Genomic DNA, 18550 nt, shown 5'->3' on the forward strand with positions numbered 1-18550 from the left:
GGCGGCGCAGGCCCGGGGCGCGGGTGCGCTGGGCCAGCAGGGCGGTGTCCACGGACCACAGCAGGCGCTGGTGGGGGGCTGCAGCAGCCTGGGGCTGGGCCAGCACCGCGTCCATGGCCTGCAGGGCGGCCGCGGGCGGCATGTCCAGCAGGCCGAACGCGGCGGCGCGCTGCTTCTGGGTCTCGTCCAGTTGGCCGGCCATGCCCTCGCCGCCCCACAGGCCCCAGTTGAGACTCAGGGCGGCCAGGCCCCGGCTGCGGCGCAGCTGCGCCAGGCCGTCGAGGTAGGCATTGGCCGTGGCGTAGGCGCACTGCCCCGGCGAGCCGATGCAGGACACCACCGAGGAGAAGAGCACGAAGTGCTGCAGGGTCAGGTCTTGCGTGGCCTGGTGCAGGTGGAAGGCGCCGGCCAGCTTGGGGGCCAGGACCTGGCGCACGCAGGCCTGGTCCTGCGAGGCCAGCAGGCCATCCTGCAGCACGCCGGCACAGTGGAAGACGCCGTTCAGCGCCGGTCCGCCGTCCCGGCTCAGGCTGTCGATCAGGGCCTGCACGGCCGGTCCGTCCGCCACGTCCAATGCTTGCCAGCGCAGCTCGCTGCCGGCGGCGCGGGCCTGCTGCTGCCAGTGTTCCATCACGCCGGGCTCGGGCAGCTGGCGGCCCAGGGCGACGATGCGCCGGCCCGGCCCCTGCAGCAGGCGCTCCAGCAGCTGCAGGCCCAGGGCGCCGCGGGCGCCGGTGAGCAGGTAGGTGCCGGGCTCCAGCGTCATGGGCTGGGACGCCGGCAGGGCGGCGCCCTGCAGGCGGGGCACCCGCAGGCCAGCGTCGCGCAACATGAACTGGCGCTCCTCGCCGAGTTCGCTGTCGCACAGCAGGGCGTGCAGCTGCTGCAGGGTTTGCGGCGTAGGCAGCGCCGGCAGATCCAGCAGCAGCACCGGCAGCTCGGTGGACTCGTGCATGAGGCTGCGCCCCAGGCCCCAGGCGGCGCTCTGCTCGGGCCGCACGTCTTCTGCGCCTTCGGCCTGCGCGCCGTGGGTCAGCAGAGCCAGGCTCAGGGGGCGCTCGCCGAGGTCCAGGGCTTGCAGTGCCTGCCACAGGCCGGCCAGTGCGGCATAGGCCTCGCCGACGGCTTCCAGCCGCTGCGGGCCACTGGCGTCGTCGGTGCAAGGCGGCTGCCAGTCCTGCAGCAGGACCAGGGGCTGGCCCGGCGCGGCCCGGGCGGCCCAGTCGCGCAGGGCCTGCTGCCAGTGCGCGGTGGCTTCAGGCGAAGCGGCATCGCCTGCAGGCGGCGCAGCGGGCAGCAGGTCAAGCTGCTGTTGATGATCGCGCCAGAGGCTGCGCAGATCCTCGGCCAGCGAGGCGCAGCCATCGGGTGAGGAGAGCAGGGCGACCTGCGGCGCGGCGCCACTGCGCGGGGCCGGCGCCAGGGTTTGCCAGGCCAGGCTGTGGGCCTGGACCGGCGCGGCACTCGCTGGCCGCAGCTGCGAGGCCGCCACGGCATGCAGCTGCAGGCCCTGCAGTGCCATCAGGCAGCGGCCGTCCTCATCATGGATCCAGAGATCGGCCCGCCTCTGCGCGCCCGTGGCCTGCACGCGCACGGCGCACCACAGGCGCTGCGCACGGCCGATCGCGGCATGGCAGTCCAGGGCCTCCAGGCCCACGGGCAGCAAGACCTGACCCTCCATGCCCTGCTTCAGGCAGACGGCGGCGACGACCTGCAGGCAGGCATCCAGCAGGGCCGGATCGGCCAGATGGCTGGCGCCGGTGGCCGCGCCCACGCGCTCGACCCGGCCCAGGGCCTCCCAGGACTCGGCGCCCGCGGCGCACCACAGGCCGGCCAGCGCATGGAAGGCCCCGCTGTAGTGCAGGCCGGCTTCGCCCAGCGCTGCATAGAGCTGCTCGGGCGCCAGCACCTCGGCGCAGCGCTCGCGCCAGGCCTGCAGGGAGGTCGATGGGATGTCGGCAGCGGCAGCGGCGGCCTGCCCGCCGGCATGCAGGGTCCAGGTGGGAGGCTGTGGGCCGGCATCGGGCGCGGTGTGGATCTCGATGCGCTCGCCGTCTACCACCGTCACCAGGCGCAGGGCCTGATCGGCGGACAGGGGCAGGGCCTGCTCGAAGGCGACGTCGCGCAGCCGCACGGGCTCGCCGGGGCCCGAGCCGTCGGGGCGCTGGACATCCAGCATCAGGGCGAGGTAGCCGGCGGCAGGGAACAGGGCCTGGCCATGGACCGCGTGGCCGGCCAGGAAGGGATGGCTGGCCAGGGACAGGCGCTGCTCATGCCGGCGCTCTCGGCCGCCGCCCGGCAGGTGCAGGGCAGGGCCCAACAGGCTGGGGTCGCGGGCCTTGCCCAGGAAGGCCGAGCCCTGCAGCAGGCCGGCGCGCGCGGGTTTGCGCTCGCCCAGCCAGTAGCGGGTGTCGGCCAGCGGGTAGGGCGGCAAGGAGACGGCACGCGGCGCGCCGTGCTGGTCCAGCGAGCGATCGACGGCGTTCCACTGCGGTTCCTGGCCGGCGGCGAAGAGTGCGCCCAGGCCGGTCCAGAGCGCGGCCAGCTCGGCATGGCCGTCCAGGCTGTGGTGCAGGCGAACTGTCTTGGGCGCGGCGCAGGCGCGGGCCAGCTTGCTGAGCGTCTGGCCGGGGCCGATCTCCAGGAAGTCGGTGGCGCCGGCCTCCAGCAGGGTCTGCATGCCGGGCCGGAACAGTACGGCCTGGCGTACATGCTGCACCCAGTAGTCGGGGTCGCAGAAGGCTTCCAGCTCCAGGCGCCCGGTGACGTTGGACACCAGCGGGATGCGCGGCGCCTGCAAGCGGAGCTTGCGCGCCTCCTGCGCGAAGGCCGCCAGCATGGGCTCCATCAGCGGTGAGTGGAAGGCGCGGCTGACCTGCAGGGGGCGGCTCTGCAGGCCAGCCCCTTCGAGCTGGGCCAGCAGGGCGTCCATGGCCTCGGCGTCGCCGGCCACGACGACGCTGCCGGGGCCGTTGTCGCCCGCGAGTTCAACCCGGCCGCGCCAGGGCTTGAGGAAGGGGGTCAGGTCTTGCGCGGAGGCCAGCACCGCGCACATGCGGCCCGGCGGGCACAGGTCCTGCATCAGGGCGCCGCGCGCGCTGATGAGGTCCATGCCCTCCTCCAGCGTGAAGACGCCGGCCACGCAGGCGGCGGCGTACTCCCCCACGCTGTGGCCCATGAGGAACTCGGGCTCGACGCCCCAGCCCATCCACAGCCGGGCCAGGCCCAGCTCGATGGCGAAGAGGGCGGGCTGGGTGTAGCGGGTCTCGTGGATGAGGTCCTGCCGGTCGCCCCACAGTACGTCAATCAGCCCGTGCTCGGCGCGGCCCTCGAAGCGCTCGTCGCAGGCGTCGATGACCTGGCGGAAGGTGGCGAAGTTCTGATAGAGCGCACGGGCCATGCCGGGCGTTTGCGCGCCCTGGCCGGTGAAGAGCAGGGCCAGGCGGGAGCGGCTCGTGGGGGCGGCGTGCTCGGAGGAGGCCCAGCGGCGGGCCTCGGCGTCCAGCGCGGCGGCCACGGTCTCGGCGTCCTGGCCCACGACGCAGGCGCGCCAGGCGTGGCGGTCGCGCAGGTGGCGCAGGCTCCAGGCCAGGTCGGGCAGGGGCGGTGCGTCGGGCTGGCGCAGCAGGGCTGCTGCGTCCTGCAGGCTGCGGGCCAGCAGCTCCGGGCTGTGGGCCGAGAAGGCCAGCAGCTGCGGACGCTCGTCACGCAGCTCGCCGGTCCGTACCGTGGGCGCGGCCGGGGCGGCCTCGATGATCAGATGGGCATTGGTGCCGCTCATGCCGAAGGCGCTGATGGCGGCGATGCGGCGCTGCGGGTCCTGCGCCGGCCAGTCCATGTGGTGGTCGGCCACGCGGATGCCATTGCGCGCCCAGTCCACATGGGTGCTGGGGTTCTTGAAGTGCAGGTGGCGGGGCAGCTGGGCCTGCTCCAGCGAGCAGGCCACCTTGATCAAGGCTGCCACCGAGGCAGCGCCTTCCAGGTGGCCGATATTGGTCTTGATGCTGCCCACGTGCAGGGGCTGGCGGCGGGGCACGTCGCGGCAGTAGACCTCCTCCAGCGCACGCAGCTCGATGGGGTCGCCCAGCTGAGTGCCGGTGCCGTGGGCCTCGACGTAGTCCACCTGCTCGGGCCGCAGGCCGGCGCGCTGCAAGGCCGCGCGGATGACGTCGCGCTGGGCGCGGCCGTTAGGCGCGGTCATGCCGTTGCTGCGGCCGTCATGGTTGATGGCGGAGCCCAGGATCAGGGCGCGGATGGGCCGGCCCTGGGCCTGCGCGTCCGAGAGGCGCATCAGCGCGACCATGCCCGCGCCCTCGCCGCGCACATAGCCGTTGGCGGCGGCGTCGAAGGTCTTGCAGCGGCCATCGGGCGACAGGGCCTGCAGCTCGCTCAGCGCGATGCTCATCTCGGGCGAGAGCATGAGGTTGGCGCCACCGCTGAGGGCCAGGTCGCACTCGCGGTTGCGCAGGGCCTGGCAGGCCAGGTGGGCGGTGACCAGGGAGGAGGAGCAGGCCGTGTCCAGCTGCAGCGTGGGGCCGTGGAAACCGAAGAGGTAGGCGATGCGGCCGGCCGAGAAGGGCCGCGCCGTGCCCAGCGAGGTCTGGGCGAAGCTCTGCTCGGCGGGCGGCACGTGGTCGCTGAGGCGGGCGTAGTCGTCCAGCGAGAGGCCCACGAAGACGCCGGTCAGATGGGACTTGAGGCTCTCGCGGCAGAAGCCGGCGTTCTCCAGCGCCCGCCAGCTGCACTCCAGCAGCAGGCGCTGCTGCGGGTCCAGACGCCGGGCCTCGCGGCCGGAGAGGCCGAAGAAGGCCGCATCGAAGCGGTCCACGTCCGAGATGAAGCCGCCGTGGCGGCTGTAGCTGGTGTCGGGGCGGCCGGGCTGGGGGTCGAAGAGATCGTCCGTCCAGCGGTCGGGCGGCACCTTCACGATGGCATCGCGGCCTTCAGCCAGCAGGGTCCAGAGCTGGGCGGGCGAGTCGGCACCGCCGGGCAGGCGGCAGCCCATGCCCACGATGGCAATGGGCTCCTCCTTGCCTTGCCGCGCTTCGTCGAGTTCGCGCCGCAGCGACTCGATCTTCAGCAGGGCCTTCTTGATGGGGGAGAGATCGGGGGTCGACTCGCTCATGATGGGCAGGGGACTAGCGTTCCAGTTCCTTCAGCAGCAAGGCCTCGGCCTCGGCATCGGACAGGGAGTGGAGGGAATGGGCCAGCGCCTCGGGCGCGGCGGCCGAGGAGGCAGGGGCGGAGGTGGCGGAGGTGGCGGGAATTGGCACCGCGGCGCCACTGCGTGAGGCCAGGGCCTCGGCGGCACCCTTCAGGCCGGCCAGGTGCTGGGCCAGCTCGGCAATGTTGGCGCAGTCCCACAGCACGGTGGCCTCGAACTCGATGCCCGTGGCCTGGCCCACCTTGAGGGCCAGCTGCAGGGCGTTGACAGAGTCGAAGCCCATTTCCACCCAGGCGCGGTCCAGGGGCACGCGGCTGGGTGGGGTCTTGAGCAGCTCGGCGACCACGCCGGCGATGATCTGCTCGACCTGGCGCGGCAGGCTCAGCGCGGCGCCGGTCACCTCGGCACCGGGCGCGGCTTCGGCTTCGCCAGACGCCTTGCCGGCCGTTTCACCCAAGCCCTCGGTCCAGCTGGCGACGATGCGCAGCTGGCCCTGCAGCCAGGCCTTGCGGCACAGGGCGCGGGCGATCTTGCCGCTGGAGGTCTTCTCGATGGTGGCGGGCTCCACCAGCACCACCTGGTGTGGGGTCAGGCCGAAGTCTTCGCCAATGGCCTGGACCATCGCGCGCAGGGTCTCGTCCAGCTGCAGGCTGCGGCGCTGGCTGCGGCCGATCTCCTGCACCACGACCAGCTTTTCTTCCTTGTCGATCAGCACCGACACGGCGGCGCCTGCACCCCGCTTGAGCTCGGGCACGGCGTCCTGCACGCAGTCCTCGACGTCCTGCGGGTAGATGTTGCGGCCGCGGATGATCAGCAGGTCCTTGACGCGGCCCGTGATGTAGAGCCGGCCGTCGATCACGGCGCCGAGGTCGCCCGTGCGCAGGTAGCCGCCTTCAGCGGCTGAGGCGGCCGCCGGGCGCGCGCCAAAGGTTTGCTCGCTGAGGTCGGGCAGGCCGAAGTAGCCGGCGCCCACGCTGCCGCCGCGCACCCAGATTTCGCCCACCTGATGTGCGTCGGCCACGGGCCGGCCCGTGTCATCGACCACCAGCAGCTCATGACCCAGGCGTGTGCCGCCGCAGGAGACCAGGCTCTTGCGGTCGGCCTCCGGCGCGCCGGGTGCCGGGGCCTCGATGCGGCCGCGCGCAAGGGCGGTGTTGCTCACCTCGAGGTAGTGGATCCCCTCGCCCTTGTTGACACCGGTGACCTGCACCGTGGCCTCGGCCATGCCGTAGCAGGGGAAGAAGGCGCCCGGGGCGAAGCCATGCGCGGCGGACGCGCCGAGGAAGTCCTCCACGGTGGCGCGCTGGATGGGCTCGGCACCGCAGAAGGCCAGGTCCCAGCTGCGCAGGTCCAGGCCTTGGGCCTCTTCAGACTGCAGGGCCTGGGCGGCCAACTGGTAGGCAAAGTTGGGGCCACCCGAGGTGGTGGCGCGGTACTGTGAGATGGCCTGCAGCCAACGAAGGGGTTTCTGCACGAAGGCCACCGGTGACATCAGCACCAGGCTGGAACCCACCGAACCCATCTGCAGCACGGCCGACAGGCCCATGTCGTGGTACAGCGGCAGCCAGGACACCACGCGGGTGTCGCGGTGGTGGCCCATCAGCTGGGCGATCACCTGCTGGTTGTTGATGATGTTGCCGTGCGTGATCATCACGCCCTTGGGCGTGCCGGTGGAGCCCGAGGTGTACTGCAGGAAGGCCAGGTCCTCGGCGCGCGGCAGGGGAAGCGGAAGAGGGCGAGCGGGGTCAGGTCTTGCGCCAGCTTCGAGCAGGGTGGCGTAATCGCTGAGGCGGCAGCCGGTGAAGAGGCCCTGTTCAGCCTGCATCTGCTGAAGCAGGGGCAGGGACTTGTCCGGCGCGATCACGAAGCTCGCGCCGCTGCTGTCCACGATGGCCTGCAGCTTCTGCCACTGCGCCAGTTTGCGGGCCTGCTGGGGGTGGTGGGCCGGAATGGCCACCATGCCCGCCATCAGGCAGCCATAGAAGGCGCTGACGAATTCCAGGCCGGTGGGCAAGAGCAGCAGCACGCGCGCGCCGGCAGGCAGCTGCTCGTGCAGGGCTGTGGCCACGCGCGTGACCTCGTCGTGCAGCTCGGCATAGCTGGCTTGGCGCTCCACGGCCTCGCCTTCGCGCAGCACGGTGAGGGCCAGGCGGTCGGGGGTCTGGTCGCGCCAGGCCTGCAGGGTCTCGATGATGGAGGCCGGCAGCTGCGGCAGGGGGAAGAGTGAGCGGTCCATGGGGCGTGTCGTGATGAGGTGACGGGCCGGGGCCATCACGGCGGAGGCCCCGAGGAGCGCAAGCAGGGGCCGGCGCAGGGCCGGCCACGTGGGTCAGGCGGACTCGAGGAAGGCGGCCGCGATGGCCTTGCGCGCCAGCTTCATGTTCTTGGTGCGCATGCCGTTTTCGATGCTGAAGTCCTGTCCGGTGAAGATCACCTGCTTGATCTGCTGCTGGGCCGGCAGCTGCTGGTTGACCTGCTGCACATGTGCCCGCAGGGCCTGCACGGCGGCTCCGTCCTCATGCAGCTTGGTGGAGATCACAGCGGCCAGGCCCTGGCGTGCGCCGGCCAGCACCACGGCCACGCTGATGCGGGGATCGGCGTGCAGCATCGACTCGATGGGCTCCGGATGGAACTTCTCGCCGTTGCTGGTGATGATGGCGTCCTTCTTGCGGCCCACGATGTGCAGGAAGCCGTCGGCATCGAACTCGGCGATGTCGCCGGTGGCCACGGCGCCGGGCTCGATGAACGTGGAGCGCGCGTCTTCCTCCGAGGACTCGAAGTAGCCCAGGGACAGCAGGGCGTCGCGGCGCACGATGACTTCACCTTCGTCCGAGAGGCTCACGCTGCCGGCTTCCGCTGGCTTGCCCACGCTGCCCACACGCACCTGGCCAGGCTTGTTCCAGGCCACCATGCCGGCCTCGGTGATGCCGAAGGCCTCGTACAGCGAGATGCCGTGCTGCCAGAAGAAGTCCAGCGCGGCGCGTTTGATGGGCGCCATGCCGGTGATCATGTAGCGCATGCGCCCGCCGGTCAGCTCGGCCAGCTTGCGGGTGAGCAGGTCCGGATCCTGCGCGGCCTGCGCGCCGGCGCTGGCGCGGGTGAGGGCCTGCAGGGTTTCGTAGAGGATGGGCGGCGCGATGACGAAGGTCGGCTGGTACTTCTTGAGCCCCGTGAAGAGCAGGGGGAAGGGCACCGAGACGAATTCCACCCCGTGGTAGAGGCAGAAGTAGTAGATCATCCGCTGCTGGTAGTTGGCGAAGGGCAGGAAGGTCATGAACCGGTCCTGCGCTTCGACACCGAAGGCATCGTGGTAGAGCTGCAGCAGGCGTTCGGTGCCGGCCGCGCTGATGATCAGCCCCTTGGTCTTGCCCGTGGTGCCGGAGCTGAAGACCAGGGAGTGCGTGCCCGGCTGGTGAACCAGAGGGCGCGGCTCCGCGGTTTTCACGGGCATGGGCGCATCAAGGGCCATGCTCTGCAGCCTGTCATGCGAGGCATCGCCGCCATCCAACCAGGCCGGGTCAGCGGCCATCACGCTCAGCTGGTAGGCCTCGATCAGCTCGGCCCAGGGGCGGGTCGGCCGCTCGTTGGGCAGGGCCACCGAGATGCATCCCAGCTCCACGCAGGCCAGGTCCCAGGCCATCCAGCCATAGCCGCTGGGTGCGGCGATGCCCACGCGGCAGCCCGGGCCCAGGCCCAGCGCGCGCAGGCGCTCGACCACGTTCAGGGTGTCGCGGTGAAGCTCGTCGAAGGTCTTGTGCGTTTCCTGGCCCTTGTCATCGACCAGGATCAGGGCGGTGGAGCGGCCCTGCAGGCGGGCGAGGATGTCGGCGATGCGCATGTCCGGGGCCTCAGGCGGGTTGGGCTTCCAGGGCCTGGCCGGCGGCGGGCCGGTCGGCGTAGTACTTCTGGGCCGCGCTCTCGTACATGTTCCAGAACAGCTTGCAGGTGTAGTCGATGGCGTGCAGCGCCTCGGCCTGCATCTGCGGGGTGGTGCAGAGCTCGGCGACCAGCTGGATGCCCTCGGCCACATGGGCCACATCTTCCTTCTGGTGGACGGAGAAGAAGCGCGTGCTCTCTTCGCTGAGGCCGTAGATCTTGCCCAGGATGGCGTGACGGGCTTCACCGGCACGGGTCTCCAGGCTCTGGCCCTCGCTGGCGATCATCACGGCCGCGGCGCCAATGTGGTAGGTGTGCTCACCCTTGCAGTTGTCCAGGCGGTAGGTGATCAGCTCCTTGGTGGCCTCGGACGGGGTCCAGGCGTCGCGCTCCTCGTCGCTGATGCCCTGGGCGCGGATGAAGTCCTCCATCAGCTCCACATGGTTCTTGGTCTTGGAGAAGCGGCCCGTCTCTTCCTCGAACAGGTTGAACAGCAGGCGGCGCTTGTGGATGGGCAGGGGGCAGCGGAAGTACAGGTTCTCGATGTACTCGAGGAAGTACTTGGTGATCTGGTAGCCCTCCAGCGAGATGATCTTCAGCAGATGCCAGTTCCGCTCGGGCGTGAACAGCTCCTTGAAGATGGGGTGGTTGAGGGTCAAGTGGGAATCCAGGGTGGCGCGCAGCTGGATCGCGAAGGCGTCCTTGTCCAGCGCCACGGCGGGGGTGGAAACAGTCATGGTGGGCTCCGGCAGTGAGTCGTGGGTCGATCGTGAAAAGTGCTCGGTCACTGTACGTAGCGGCGCGCCGGCCCGAACCTGTCCATTGGGGCAAGGGACCGCACCCGTACTTCAGGTCAGGTAGGCAAGGGGGCAGGGCCTCGGTATAAAACGCCCTGCCTCGCGGACCCCGCATGCCCCAGTCGCATGGCGGCGCGTCCGCTTCCCACCGGAGCCTTCCATGCATGCACAGTCCGCGGCACATTTCGATGCCTTCCTGAACCTGGTCGCACAGATCACCCCGGTCGAGCTGGCTGCGGACACGGTCTCGCGCGACTCCAACCTCGCCAGCGACCTGATGCTGGACTCGATCTCGCTGATCTCGCTGATGGCCCTCACTGAAGAGCACTTCGGCGTCAGCTTCGCCGAGCACACCGAGCGCATCGCCCAGCTCGCCACGGTGGGCGACGCGCTGGACCTCATTGAATCCCTGCAGGCCGCGAAAGTCTGAGGTGACCATGTCGCAAGTCATGCTCGACACCGGCGCCGACTCCACGGCCCAGGCCGGATGGCAGGCCCTGCTGCGGGCCTGGGATGCGATCGCCTCGGCGGGGCAGGGACCGGCCACGCTCTTTCTCGACGAGGCGGCGGTGCGCCGTCTCATCGCGGGCGAGGCTTCATGCCCGGCGCTGCGGCTGCCCGATGCCCTGCGCGCGCTCGCGCTGGCGCAGGGCTGCCTGCAGGTGGTGCTGCCCCACCAGGGCTTTGCGTCCTTCTGCAATCCCGGCCGTCTGACGACTCTGCTGGGGGCTGCTCTGACCCCGCAGATCGGGGGGGCGTCCTTGCGCGTTCTGGTGCTGGCTCATGCAGTGAGCGAGCAGCCCGCCGGATCCGTCGTGCTGCCTGCCGCACTGGCCGCGTTGAGCGAAGGTCTGGTGCACTGGATGGAGGGGGCGCGCCGCCGCGTGCCGGACTACTTCAGCAAGAGGCCCCTGGTCCTGCCCTTCAGCGGCGGCCAGGGTCCCGGCCTGCACCTGCTGGAACCCGCGGCCCTGCTGGACTGCGTGCGCCATGCCGCGCCGGCGCTGCCACCGGGCTGCCATCTGCTGCATGCGCCGGCCCTGGGCAGCGGCGCGTTGCTGCTGCGCGAGCTGGCCCTGGCTCTGGACATCCCTGTTGCCGAGGCCTCCTGCGCGGCCGACACCCTCAGCGAGCTGCTGGAAGAAAGCCTCCAGCAAACCCGCCAGCGCTGGCAGCTGGGGCAAGAGGCCCTTCTCGACGGGCAGGCCTTCGACCGCACCGTGGTCTGCGGCTCGACGCCCTCGGCCTGGAGCGCCGCCTGGCAGGCGCACCTGGACGCGCTGCGCCAGTCGCATCTGGCCGCGACCGCCCCGGTTGCCCGCCGCTGGGCCCATCTGCCCGGCATGCGCCTCGAATCCATCGACGGGGCCCCGCTGCGCGCATGGCGCCTGGGTGAGGGGCCGCAGACTGTGCTGCTGCTCAATGCCTTCGGCCTCAGCCTGGACGTCTGGTCCGAGCTGGCCCTGGCGTTGAGCCCGCACTGCAGCGTGCTGGCCCTGGAAGCCCGTGACGACGCGGCCGTGGCGGCCGAGGCCCTGTCCAGCACCTATTACGACAGCGAGGACTCCTGGGCGCAGTACCTGCAGAGCGTGCGCCAGCTGCTGGCCCTGCGGCAGACGGGGCCCCTGCACCTGCTCAGCTGGTGCGGCGGCGCCAAGTTCGCCCTGGACCTGGCCCGCGCGCTGCCGCAGGACGTGGCCTCGCTGTGCCTGCTCGCCCCTTCCTATGCGGGGGTGGACTGCGGCGCGGGTGGGGACTCCAGCTTCGAGACCAGCCTCAACACCATGTGCCGCCTGGTCCAGCGCACGCCTGCGGCCGCCGACAGCATGGCCCGCTCCATGCTCGCACTGCTGAAGCGGGGCGACGGCGCGGCGGATGACCCGCAACGCTTGTGGAGCCTGCCTGACGCCCACACGGCGCACTGGCTGCACGAGCCTTATGTGTCCGCCGACCGCATGCGGCAGTACAGCCGGCAGCTGGTGAACTTCCGGGCTCATGCCGTGAGCCTGCCGCCGGCCGTGGAGCCGCTGGCCCAGCCTTGCCTGCTGATCATGGGTGACAGCGACACGGCCACCTGCGCCGAGCGCGCTCGTGCCATGGGTGCCGTCACCTCGCAGACCCTGCAGCTGGGCCTGCGCGCCGCGGGCCACTACCTGATCCACCAGGACGCCGCGCTGGTCGCGCGTCTGCTGCGAGCCTTCCTGCGCGAGGGTCTGCAGCTGGAGATCACGGACGCGCGCCTGCGCCGCTTCACGCCGGCCGAGGAAGCCCTGGTGTCCGGCGAGCTCTGAGTCCGCCCGGCACTCCCCCAACTGCATGGGGGCGCCGGGCCCGCCTTACCCAAACGGACAGCTACCCGCCTGGGTGCGCGCTCACTACAGTCCCTGAACACTGTCAATCAGCAGGGAGTCGTTTCACCATGTACGCCAACAATATCGCCGAGCTGATCGGGGACACGCCGCTGCTGAAGCTCCGAAGCCTGTCGGATGCGTCGCGGGGCATCCAGGTCTTTGCCAAGCTGGAATGCCGCAACCCCGGCAACAGCGTCAAGGACCGCAGCGCCAATGAGCTGCTCAACCAGGCCCGCCGCGACCACGATCTGGCGCCGGGCTGGTCCATTGTGGAGTCCACCTCCGGCAATATGGGGCACGCCCTGGCCATGCTCTGCGCGGTGCACGGCTACCGCTTCATCTGCGTGCTGGATCCCAAGACGCCCAAGGCCAATGTGAACCTGGTTCGCGCCTTCGGCGGCCAGGTGGAGATGGTCACCACACCCGACGAAAGCGGCAGCTTCCAGAAGAAGCGCATCGCCGTGGCCCGCTCCATCGCCGCCACGCTGCCGCGCTGCATCAACCTCGACCAGTACAACAACCCCGCCGCCATCGATGCCCACTACTACGGCACCGGGCCGGAAATCCACCGCCAGCTCAACGGGCAGGTTGATGTGCTGATCGGCTGCGTCAGCACCGGCAGCCACCTCAGCGGCGTGGCCCGCTACCTCAAGGAACGCAATCCCAGGCTGCGGGTGATGGGCGTGGAGCCGCAGGGCTCCGTCGTCTTCGGTGGCGAGTTCAAGCCCTTCCTGCAGAACGGCATCGGCCTGAGCTTCACGCCGGGCAATGTGCGCGCGGAGCTGGTGGACGAGGTACACAAGGTCAGCGACCACCAGGCCTTCGTGGCCGCACGCCGCCTGGCCCTGGACGAAGGCCTGCTGCTGGGCGGCTCCTCGGGCTCGGTCAGCGCCGCGGCCCGCCACTTCCTCGCCGGCCTGCAAGGCCCCTGCAACGTGGTGCTGGTGATGCCGGACAGCGGCGTCAAGTACCTGGACACGGTCTACGACGACCAGTGGCTCAAGAGCCATGAGCTGGGCTCGGTGCTGGATGAACTCAAGGGCCCGCAGGCCTGAACACTGACACAAGGACGGACATGAACCGCACGCTGAACACGGCCGGAGAGGCCAGCTACCAAGTCCCCATGGGCGCCCTCGGCACGGTGGAGCTGTGCTACGGCTGGCCGCAGCAGATCGACTCGGTGCTGGAGGAAAGGATCATCGACCTGATGCGCCTCACCACGGCCTCGGCGCCCATCATCGGCTTCGCCGAGGAGATCACCGACGCCGAGGCCCGCCAGTACCAGCAGGACCTGCGCGGCAATCTGGCCGCGGGCAAGATCCGCCTGCTGAGCATCGTCACCGGCGGCGGCGAGCTGATCGGTCTTTGCACCCTGCGGCGCAATCTCAACCCCAACAACCGCCACATCACCGACCTCGCCAAGGGCATGATCCACGAGGACTACCGCGGCGGCCTGGTGCTGCCCGTGGCCTTCCAGGAGATCGCCCTGCAGTGCGAGCAGGACGGCGTCGAACTGCTGACCCTGGACGTGCGTGACGGCACGCCCGCCCACCATGCCTGGCAGCGCTTCGGTTTCCAGACCTACGGCACGCTGCCCGACTACGCCCGCGCCCAGGGCAAAGTCCACGCCGGCCACTTCATGATGCAGAAGGTGTCCGATCTCAAGGCCCGCGCGGCCCAGATGCTGCAGGCCCGCGTGGCCCGTGCGCAGCCGGAAGGTCAGACGGCATGACAACGCCCAGCGCTGTCGCCGCGGCAGCCCCTGCCGCGGCCGGCTCCGTCTACACGGGCCATGTGCTGGACGCGCACTGCCACATCGCCTCCACCCGCTTCATCCCGGAGGCCTTCTACGAGGGCCTGTGCCGCAATGTGGCCGTGCGTCTGGCGGCGACGGGCGTGCGCAAGTCCCTGCCCGAGCTGATGGACATGTACCTGCGCATGAGCCAGGACCATCAAGGCGACACCCTGGTGTCCGAGATGAATGAGGCCGGCATCCAGCAGGCCGTGCTGCTGCTGCCCGATTTCACCCAGGTGATGCAGAGCCCGCTGAGCATTGCCGAGATGTGGGCCGAGCACCATGAAATCCTGAAGCGCCATGCCGGCCGCTTCTTCGTCTTCGGCGGTGTGGACCCGCGCTGGGGAGCGGACGGCCTGGCCCTCCTGGAGCGCGGCATCACCGAGTACGGCTTCAAGGGCCTCAAGCTCTACCCGCCCTGCGGCTACAGCCCCAGCGACCGCTCGCTGTATCCCTTCTACGAGCTGTGCCGGGCCCACGCCCTGCCGGTGCTGATGCACATCGGGCCCACCAGTCCCAGCCTGTCCTTCCAGTTCTCGCACCCCTATCTGGTGGACCAGGCCGCGCTGGATTTCCCTGACGTCAACTTCATCCTGGCCCATGGAGCGGTCCACCACGTGCAGGACTGCGCGGCCCTGTGCGCCTACCGGCCCAATGTCTATCTGGACATCAGCGCCTTTCTGGGCTCCCAGCATCCGGGGGGGTGGCAGGCGGGACTGGCCGAGCTGTTCAAGCTCAACCTGAATCACAAGATCCTGTTCGGGACCGACTGGCCGGTGTTCCGCTACTCGGGCGGCCACAAGAAGGTCATGGACCTGTTCCGTGCCGCGGACGGTCCGCTGGCCGGCGTTTCGCGCGGGCAGCGGGCCTGGTTGATGTCGGGCAATGCCCGTCGATTGTTGGGAGTGGATTGATGAAGCGACCCCTGGGTGTTGAACTGTTGTCCACCCTGCCCGCTCGCCGCAAGGGCTGGCGCCGCCACCTGCGCTCGGGCTTGGGCCTGAGCCTGTGCCTGCTGGCCCTGGGCGGTGGCGCGGTGCTGGGTCTGGCGCATTCGGAAGTGGAGGGGAGCAGGGCCGAGCGCTGGTCGCCCCAGGAACTGGCCCTGATGGGCTCCCTGCAGATCTCCCAGCTGCGCAGCCCCGATCCCGACCCGAGCAACCGCTTCGTCGGCAGCGAGGCTGCGGCGCGGCTGGGCAAGCAGGTCTTCAATGACGTGCGCTTCAGCAGCAATGGCAAGGTGTCCTGCGCCAGCTGCCACAACCCGCAGGGGCAGTTCGAGGACGGCCGGCCGCGCGGCCTGGGGGTGGCCGAAGGCCTGCGCCGCACCATGCCCTCCATCGGCATGGCCCACAGCGCCTGGTTCTTCTGGGACGGCCGCAAGGACAGCCTCTGGGCCCAGGCCCTGGGTCCGCTGGAAGATGCCCGCGAGCACGGTGGCAACCGCGTGCAGTACGTACGGCTGCTGAGCCAGCACTACGCCCAGCCCTACCGCGAGCTGTTCGGCGAGATGCCCCGCCTGGACGGCCTGCCCGCCCATGCCAGCCCTCAGGGCAGTGAGGCCGAGCGTGCCGCCTGGGCCGCCATCCCCGAGGCACGACGCGAGGATGTCAACCGCGTGTATGCCAATATGGGCAAGGCCATCGCGGCCTTCGAATCCCGGCTGCAGTACGGCGAATCGCGCGTGGATCGCTACATCGCGGCCACGCTCAAGGGCACGTCCACCGCGGGGCTGCTCAACGAGCAGGAGAAGGCCGGCCTGCGCCTCTTCATCGGCCGCGGCCAGTGCATCACCTGCCACACCGGCCCGCTGATGACGGACCAGCACTTCCACAACACCGGCATCCCGCCCTTCAATCCGGAGCAGCCCGAGCGCGGACGGGTGGACGGTCTGCGCGCGGCGCTGTCGGACGAGTTCAACTGCCTCGGGCGCTACAGCGACGCCAAGCCCCAGCAGTGCGAGGAGCTGCGCTTCGCCAACGGCAAGGACCCGCACCTGGTGGGCGCCTTCAAGACGCCCAGCCTGCGCAACGTGGCCCTGCGCCCGCCCTATATGCATGCGGGCCAGTTCGCCACGCTGGAGCAGGTCCTCGAGCACTATGCGCGCGCGCCTGAAGCGGTGCTGGGCCATTCGGAGCTGCGCGAGCTCAAGCCGCGCGACCTGGGCCGGCAGGAGCAGGCTCAGCTGCTGAGCTTCTTGCGTGCGCTCTCGGGCCCGGTGCTGGAGAAGCCGGCATCGCAGCCGGCGCCGGCGCCCTGAGGAGAGGGCCGCTGCCTTGCAGGACGCGGGCGGCGGCCGGCCTTGGGTATCAGCTGCCGTCCGCGCTCTTGACCGCCACGCCCATCACCTTCACCTGCCCGCCAAAGGGCAGGGCGGCGGCCTCGTACACGGTGCGTGCGGGGCGGCGTCCTTCGGGGAACAGCGCCGCATAGACCTTGTTGACCTCGGCCAGGGCGCCGATGTCGGTGAAGGCGATATCCACGAAGACCAGGTGCTCCGGGCCGAAGTCCGCTGCTCGCAGGGCGGCAAAGAGGTTGGCGAAGGCTCGCCGCGCCTCCTCGGCCGGCGTGCCGGGCACGTAGCGGCCTGACTCGTCCAGCGAGAGCTGGCCGCTGAGATAGCAGGTGCGGTCAACGACCACGGCCTGGCTGATGGGCGAGGGCCAGTCCGGCAGGCCCGGACCGCTGCTGATGAAGTGTCGCGACATGGGAGATCCCGTTCAGGGTCGATGGAATGCGTGCTGCCGCCCCCGCAGACAGGCGCCCTCGCGAGCCTGCAGCTCGTGCAGGCGGGCCTCGCGCAGCTGCTGCGGGTCTGCCATGACAACAGCGAGGGTGGCGCCGGGCAGGGCCAGGCCCAGGGCCTGCCAGTGCTGGCCGGCATGGTGGATAGCGGGCATGGCGGCGTCCAGCTCGTCCCAGCACAGGGCCTCGGGCGCCTGGGTGAAGCCCTCGCCGGTGGCCTTGAGCAGGGCTTCCTTGAGGGTCCACAGCCGGTAGAAGGCCGCGACGAAGTCGGGCTGGGCCTGCAGCCACTGGCGCTCGCGCGGATGGAAGACGCGCTGCGCGATGGCCAGGCCGTCCTTCAGCTCGCGGTGGCTTTCGATGTCCAGCCCCACGGCCTGGTCGGCCACGGCCACGGCGATGGCATCGCCGCTGTGGCTGAGGTTGAAATGGCAGGGTGCGGGCTCGCGCAGGGCGGGCTTGCCGGCCGGGCCGCTCTCGAAGCGCCAGTCCAGCGGCGCCTGCTGCGGGTGGTGGTGGCTCAGCAGGCAGCGCTTGAGCGTGTGCGCCTGCGCAAAGGTGCGGGCGGTGCGCTGGCACAGAAAGCGCGCGTGCCGCGCCTGCTCCTGGGCGTCAAGAAGGGGCGGGCCGTCGGGCGGCGCGAGGGAATACCAGACATCCAGCATGCGGGGGCTCAGGCAGGGCAGGGGCGGTCTCAGAAATAGTGGCGCACCAGCAGGCGGATCACGCGGGACTGGGGCAGGGCGCCAAACTCGCTGAGACCCTGGCCGCGGTGCTGTTGCCATTGTGCCGCCCAGTCCGTGCTGTCCTGGTGGTAGCGGGCCTCGAGCCAGATCAGGCGGCTGTGGTCCACCTGGCTGATGCGGGCGAAGGCGTTGAGGTCCAGCTTGGGCATCAGCGCGTCCTGCCAGCGGGCCATCAGGAAGAGGTTGTCGCGGGTGGCCGGCTCCTGCTGGGCCTGGGCGGCCTGGCGGTAGGCCCCGTAGCGCAGCGGGTCGCCGGCCTGCAGGGCGGACCAGTCCGCGCGGCCCGGCGCCAGGCCGTTGTGCTGCCACTCGGCTGTCAGCGTGAGCTTGCGCGAAGTGGTGCAGCTCAGGCCGGTGGCCAACTGGGTGTGCTGGGCCAGGGGGGCGTCGGCATCGCCCAGGGCCTGGGCCAGCAGCGTGCGGCTGCGGCCGGTGCTCAACTCCAGGTGGGCAACGCAGGACTGGCTGAGCAGGCGGGTCAGGTTGAGGCCCAGTTGGGGGGAGTGGCCCGGCTGGCCGTCGCCGTGCAACAGCCATTGCGGGGCGAGGTCTTCGGCCCATGCTTGAGTCCAGGCCAGCAGCCAGCGTGGCCGGCCGTTGCTGGCGCCCCAGTCGGGGCTCCAGGCGCCGCTGGACGGTGTCGCGGCCAGCCTGGGCGCCCAGACACCCGTCAGCGAGCCGCCGTCCCAGACTTTCTGCACGCGGGCCATGGCCACGCCCAGGCGGTTTTCGCGCAGGCTGGCCGGATCGACGGCCGTGGTGTTGCGCAGCACTTGGCGCTTGAAGTAGTCCGTGGGGTTGTAGCCGCTGGCCACGCCCAGACGGTTGTTGATGCGGCCCAGGTCCAGCACCCATTCGGCGCTGGGACGCTGGCTGGCGTAGAGCTCCTTGAGCGTGTTGATGGCGCGCCGCTCGCCAGGCAGGCGCTCGGGGCCGGTGAGGTCCAGGCGGTCGGCCGCCAGAAGGCGCCAGGCGCCGGGGCCCTCGCCGCCCAGGGGCAGGTCCAGTGACAGGTCCAGCCCCAGGCCTTGGGCGGAGCGCCAGGGGCCGGTCTCGCCGCGCAGGCGCACCAGGCG

13 protein-coding genes are annotated in these 18550 nt (G+C 70.6%); 6 read left to right on the forward strand and 7 right to left on the reverse strand.

The window, feature by feature from the left end; genetic code table 11:
• From H5407_RS22320 to H5407_RS22335, 4 genes are all read right to left on the reverse strand, one after another.
• A partial coding sequence (locus H5407_RS22320; protein ID WP_183106706.1) for a type I polyketide synthase occupies positions 1-5125 on the reverse strand: 5125 nt, incomplete at its 3' end.
• A 13-nt stretch (positions 5126-5138) separates the two neighbouring features.
• Positions 5139-7400 carry an AMP-binding protein gene (locus tag H5407_RS22325; protein WP_183106707.1) on the reverse strand — a complete coding sequence of 754 codons (2262 nt, stop codon included), beginning with the start codon at positions 7398-7400 and terminating at the stop codon, positions 5139-5141.
• Between the two features lie 93 nt (positions 7401-7493).
• Positions 7494-9002 (reverse strand): AMP-binding protein, encoded by a 1509-nt coding sequence (locus H5407_RS22330; protein WP_183106708.1) that lies wholly within the window; start codon positions 9000-9002, stop codon positions 7494-7496.
• Positions 9003-9012: 10 nt separating this feature from the next.
• Positions 9013-9777 carry a TenA family transcriptional regulator gene (locus H5407_RS22335; RefSeq protein WP_183106709.1) on the reverse strand — a complete coding sequence of 255 codons (765 nt, stop codon included), beginning with the start codon at positions 9775-9777 and terminating at the stop codon, positions 9013-9015.
• A 220-nt stretch (positions 9778-9997) separates the two neighbouring features.
• Between H5407_RS22335 and H5407_RS22340 the strand changes: the two genes are divergently transcribed.
• From H5407_RS22340 to H5407_RS22365, 6 genes are all read left to right on the forward strand, one after another.
• Positions 9998-10267, forward strand: a complete 270-nt coding sequence (locus tag H5407_RS22340; RefSeq protein WP_183106710.1) for an acyl carrier protein — start codon at positions 9998-10000, stop codon at positions 10265-10267.
• A 7-nt stretch (positions 10268-10274) separates the two neighbouring features.
• Positions 10275-12128, forward strand: coding sequence for an alpha/beta fold hydrolase (locus H5407_RS22345; RefSeq protein WP_183106711.1), 1854 nt, complete (start codon positions 10275-10277; stop codon positions 12126-12128).
• Positions 12129-12256: 128 nt separating this feature from the next.
• Positions 12257-13243, forward strand: a complete 987-nt coding sequence (locus H5407_RS22350; protein WP_183106712.1) for a PLP-dependent cysteine synthase family protein — start codon at positions 12257-12259, stop codon at positions 13241-13243.
• 20 nt (positions 13244-13263) lie between these two features.
• Positions 13264-13920 (forward strand): N-acetyltransferase, encoded by a 657-nt coding sequence (locus H5407_RS22355; RefSeq protein WP_255501399.1) that lies wholly within the window; start codon positions 13264-13266, stop codon positions 13918-13920.
• Positions 13917-14897, forward strand: a complete 981-nt coding sequence (locus tag H5407_RS22360; RefSeq protein WP_183106713.1) for an amidohydrolase family protein — start codon at positions 13917-13919, stop codon at positions 14895-14897. Before H5407_RS22355 ends, H5407_RS22360 begins: the two co-directional genes overlap by 4 nt.
• Complete coding sequence (locus H5407_RS22365) at positions 14897-16243, forward strand: cytochrome-c peroxidase (protein WP_183106714.1); 1347 nt, start codon at positions 14897-14899, stop codon at positions 16241-16243. The genes H5407_RS22360 and H5407_RS22365 overlap by 1 nt, the downstream gene beginning before the upstream one ends.
• A 49-nt stretch (positions 16244-16292) precedes the next feature.
• Here H5407_RS22365 and H5407_RS22370 read toward each other — a convergent pair whose 3' ends face one another.
• The 3 genes from H5407_RS22370 to H5407_RS22380 all read right to left on the reverse strand — a co-directional run.
• Positions 16293-16691: a RidA family protein gene (locus H5407_RS22370; RefSeq protein ID WP_183106715.1), complete on the reverse strand. Its 399-nt coding sequence runs from the start codon at positions 16689-16691 to the stop codon at positions 16293-16295.
• A 12-nt stretch (positions 16692-16703) separates the two neighbouring features.
• Positions 16704-17393 (reverse strand): 4'-phosphopantetheinyl transferase superfamily protein, encoded by a 690-nt coding sequence (locus H5407_RS22375; protein ID WP_183106716.1) that lies wholly within the window; start codon positions 17391-17393, stop codon positions 16704-16706.
• Positions 17394-17422: 29 nt separating this feature from the next.
• The coding region (locus tag H5407_RS22380) for a hypothetical protein (protein WP_183106717.1) at positions 17423-18550 on the reverse strand (1128 nt) is incomplete at its 5' end.

Source organism: Mitsuaria sp. WAJ17, assembly GCF_014174515.1.
GTDB lineage: Bacteria > Pseudomonadota > Gammaproteobacteria > Burkholderiales > Burkholderiaceae_C > Roseateles_B.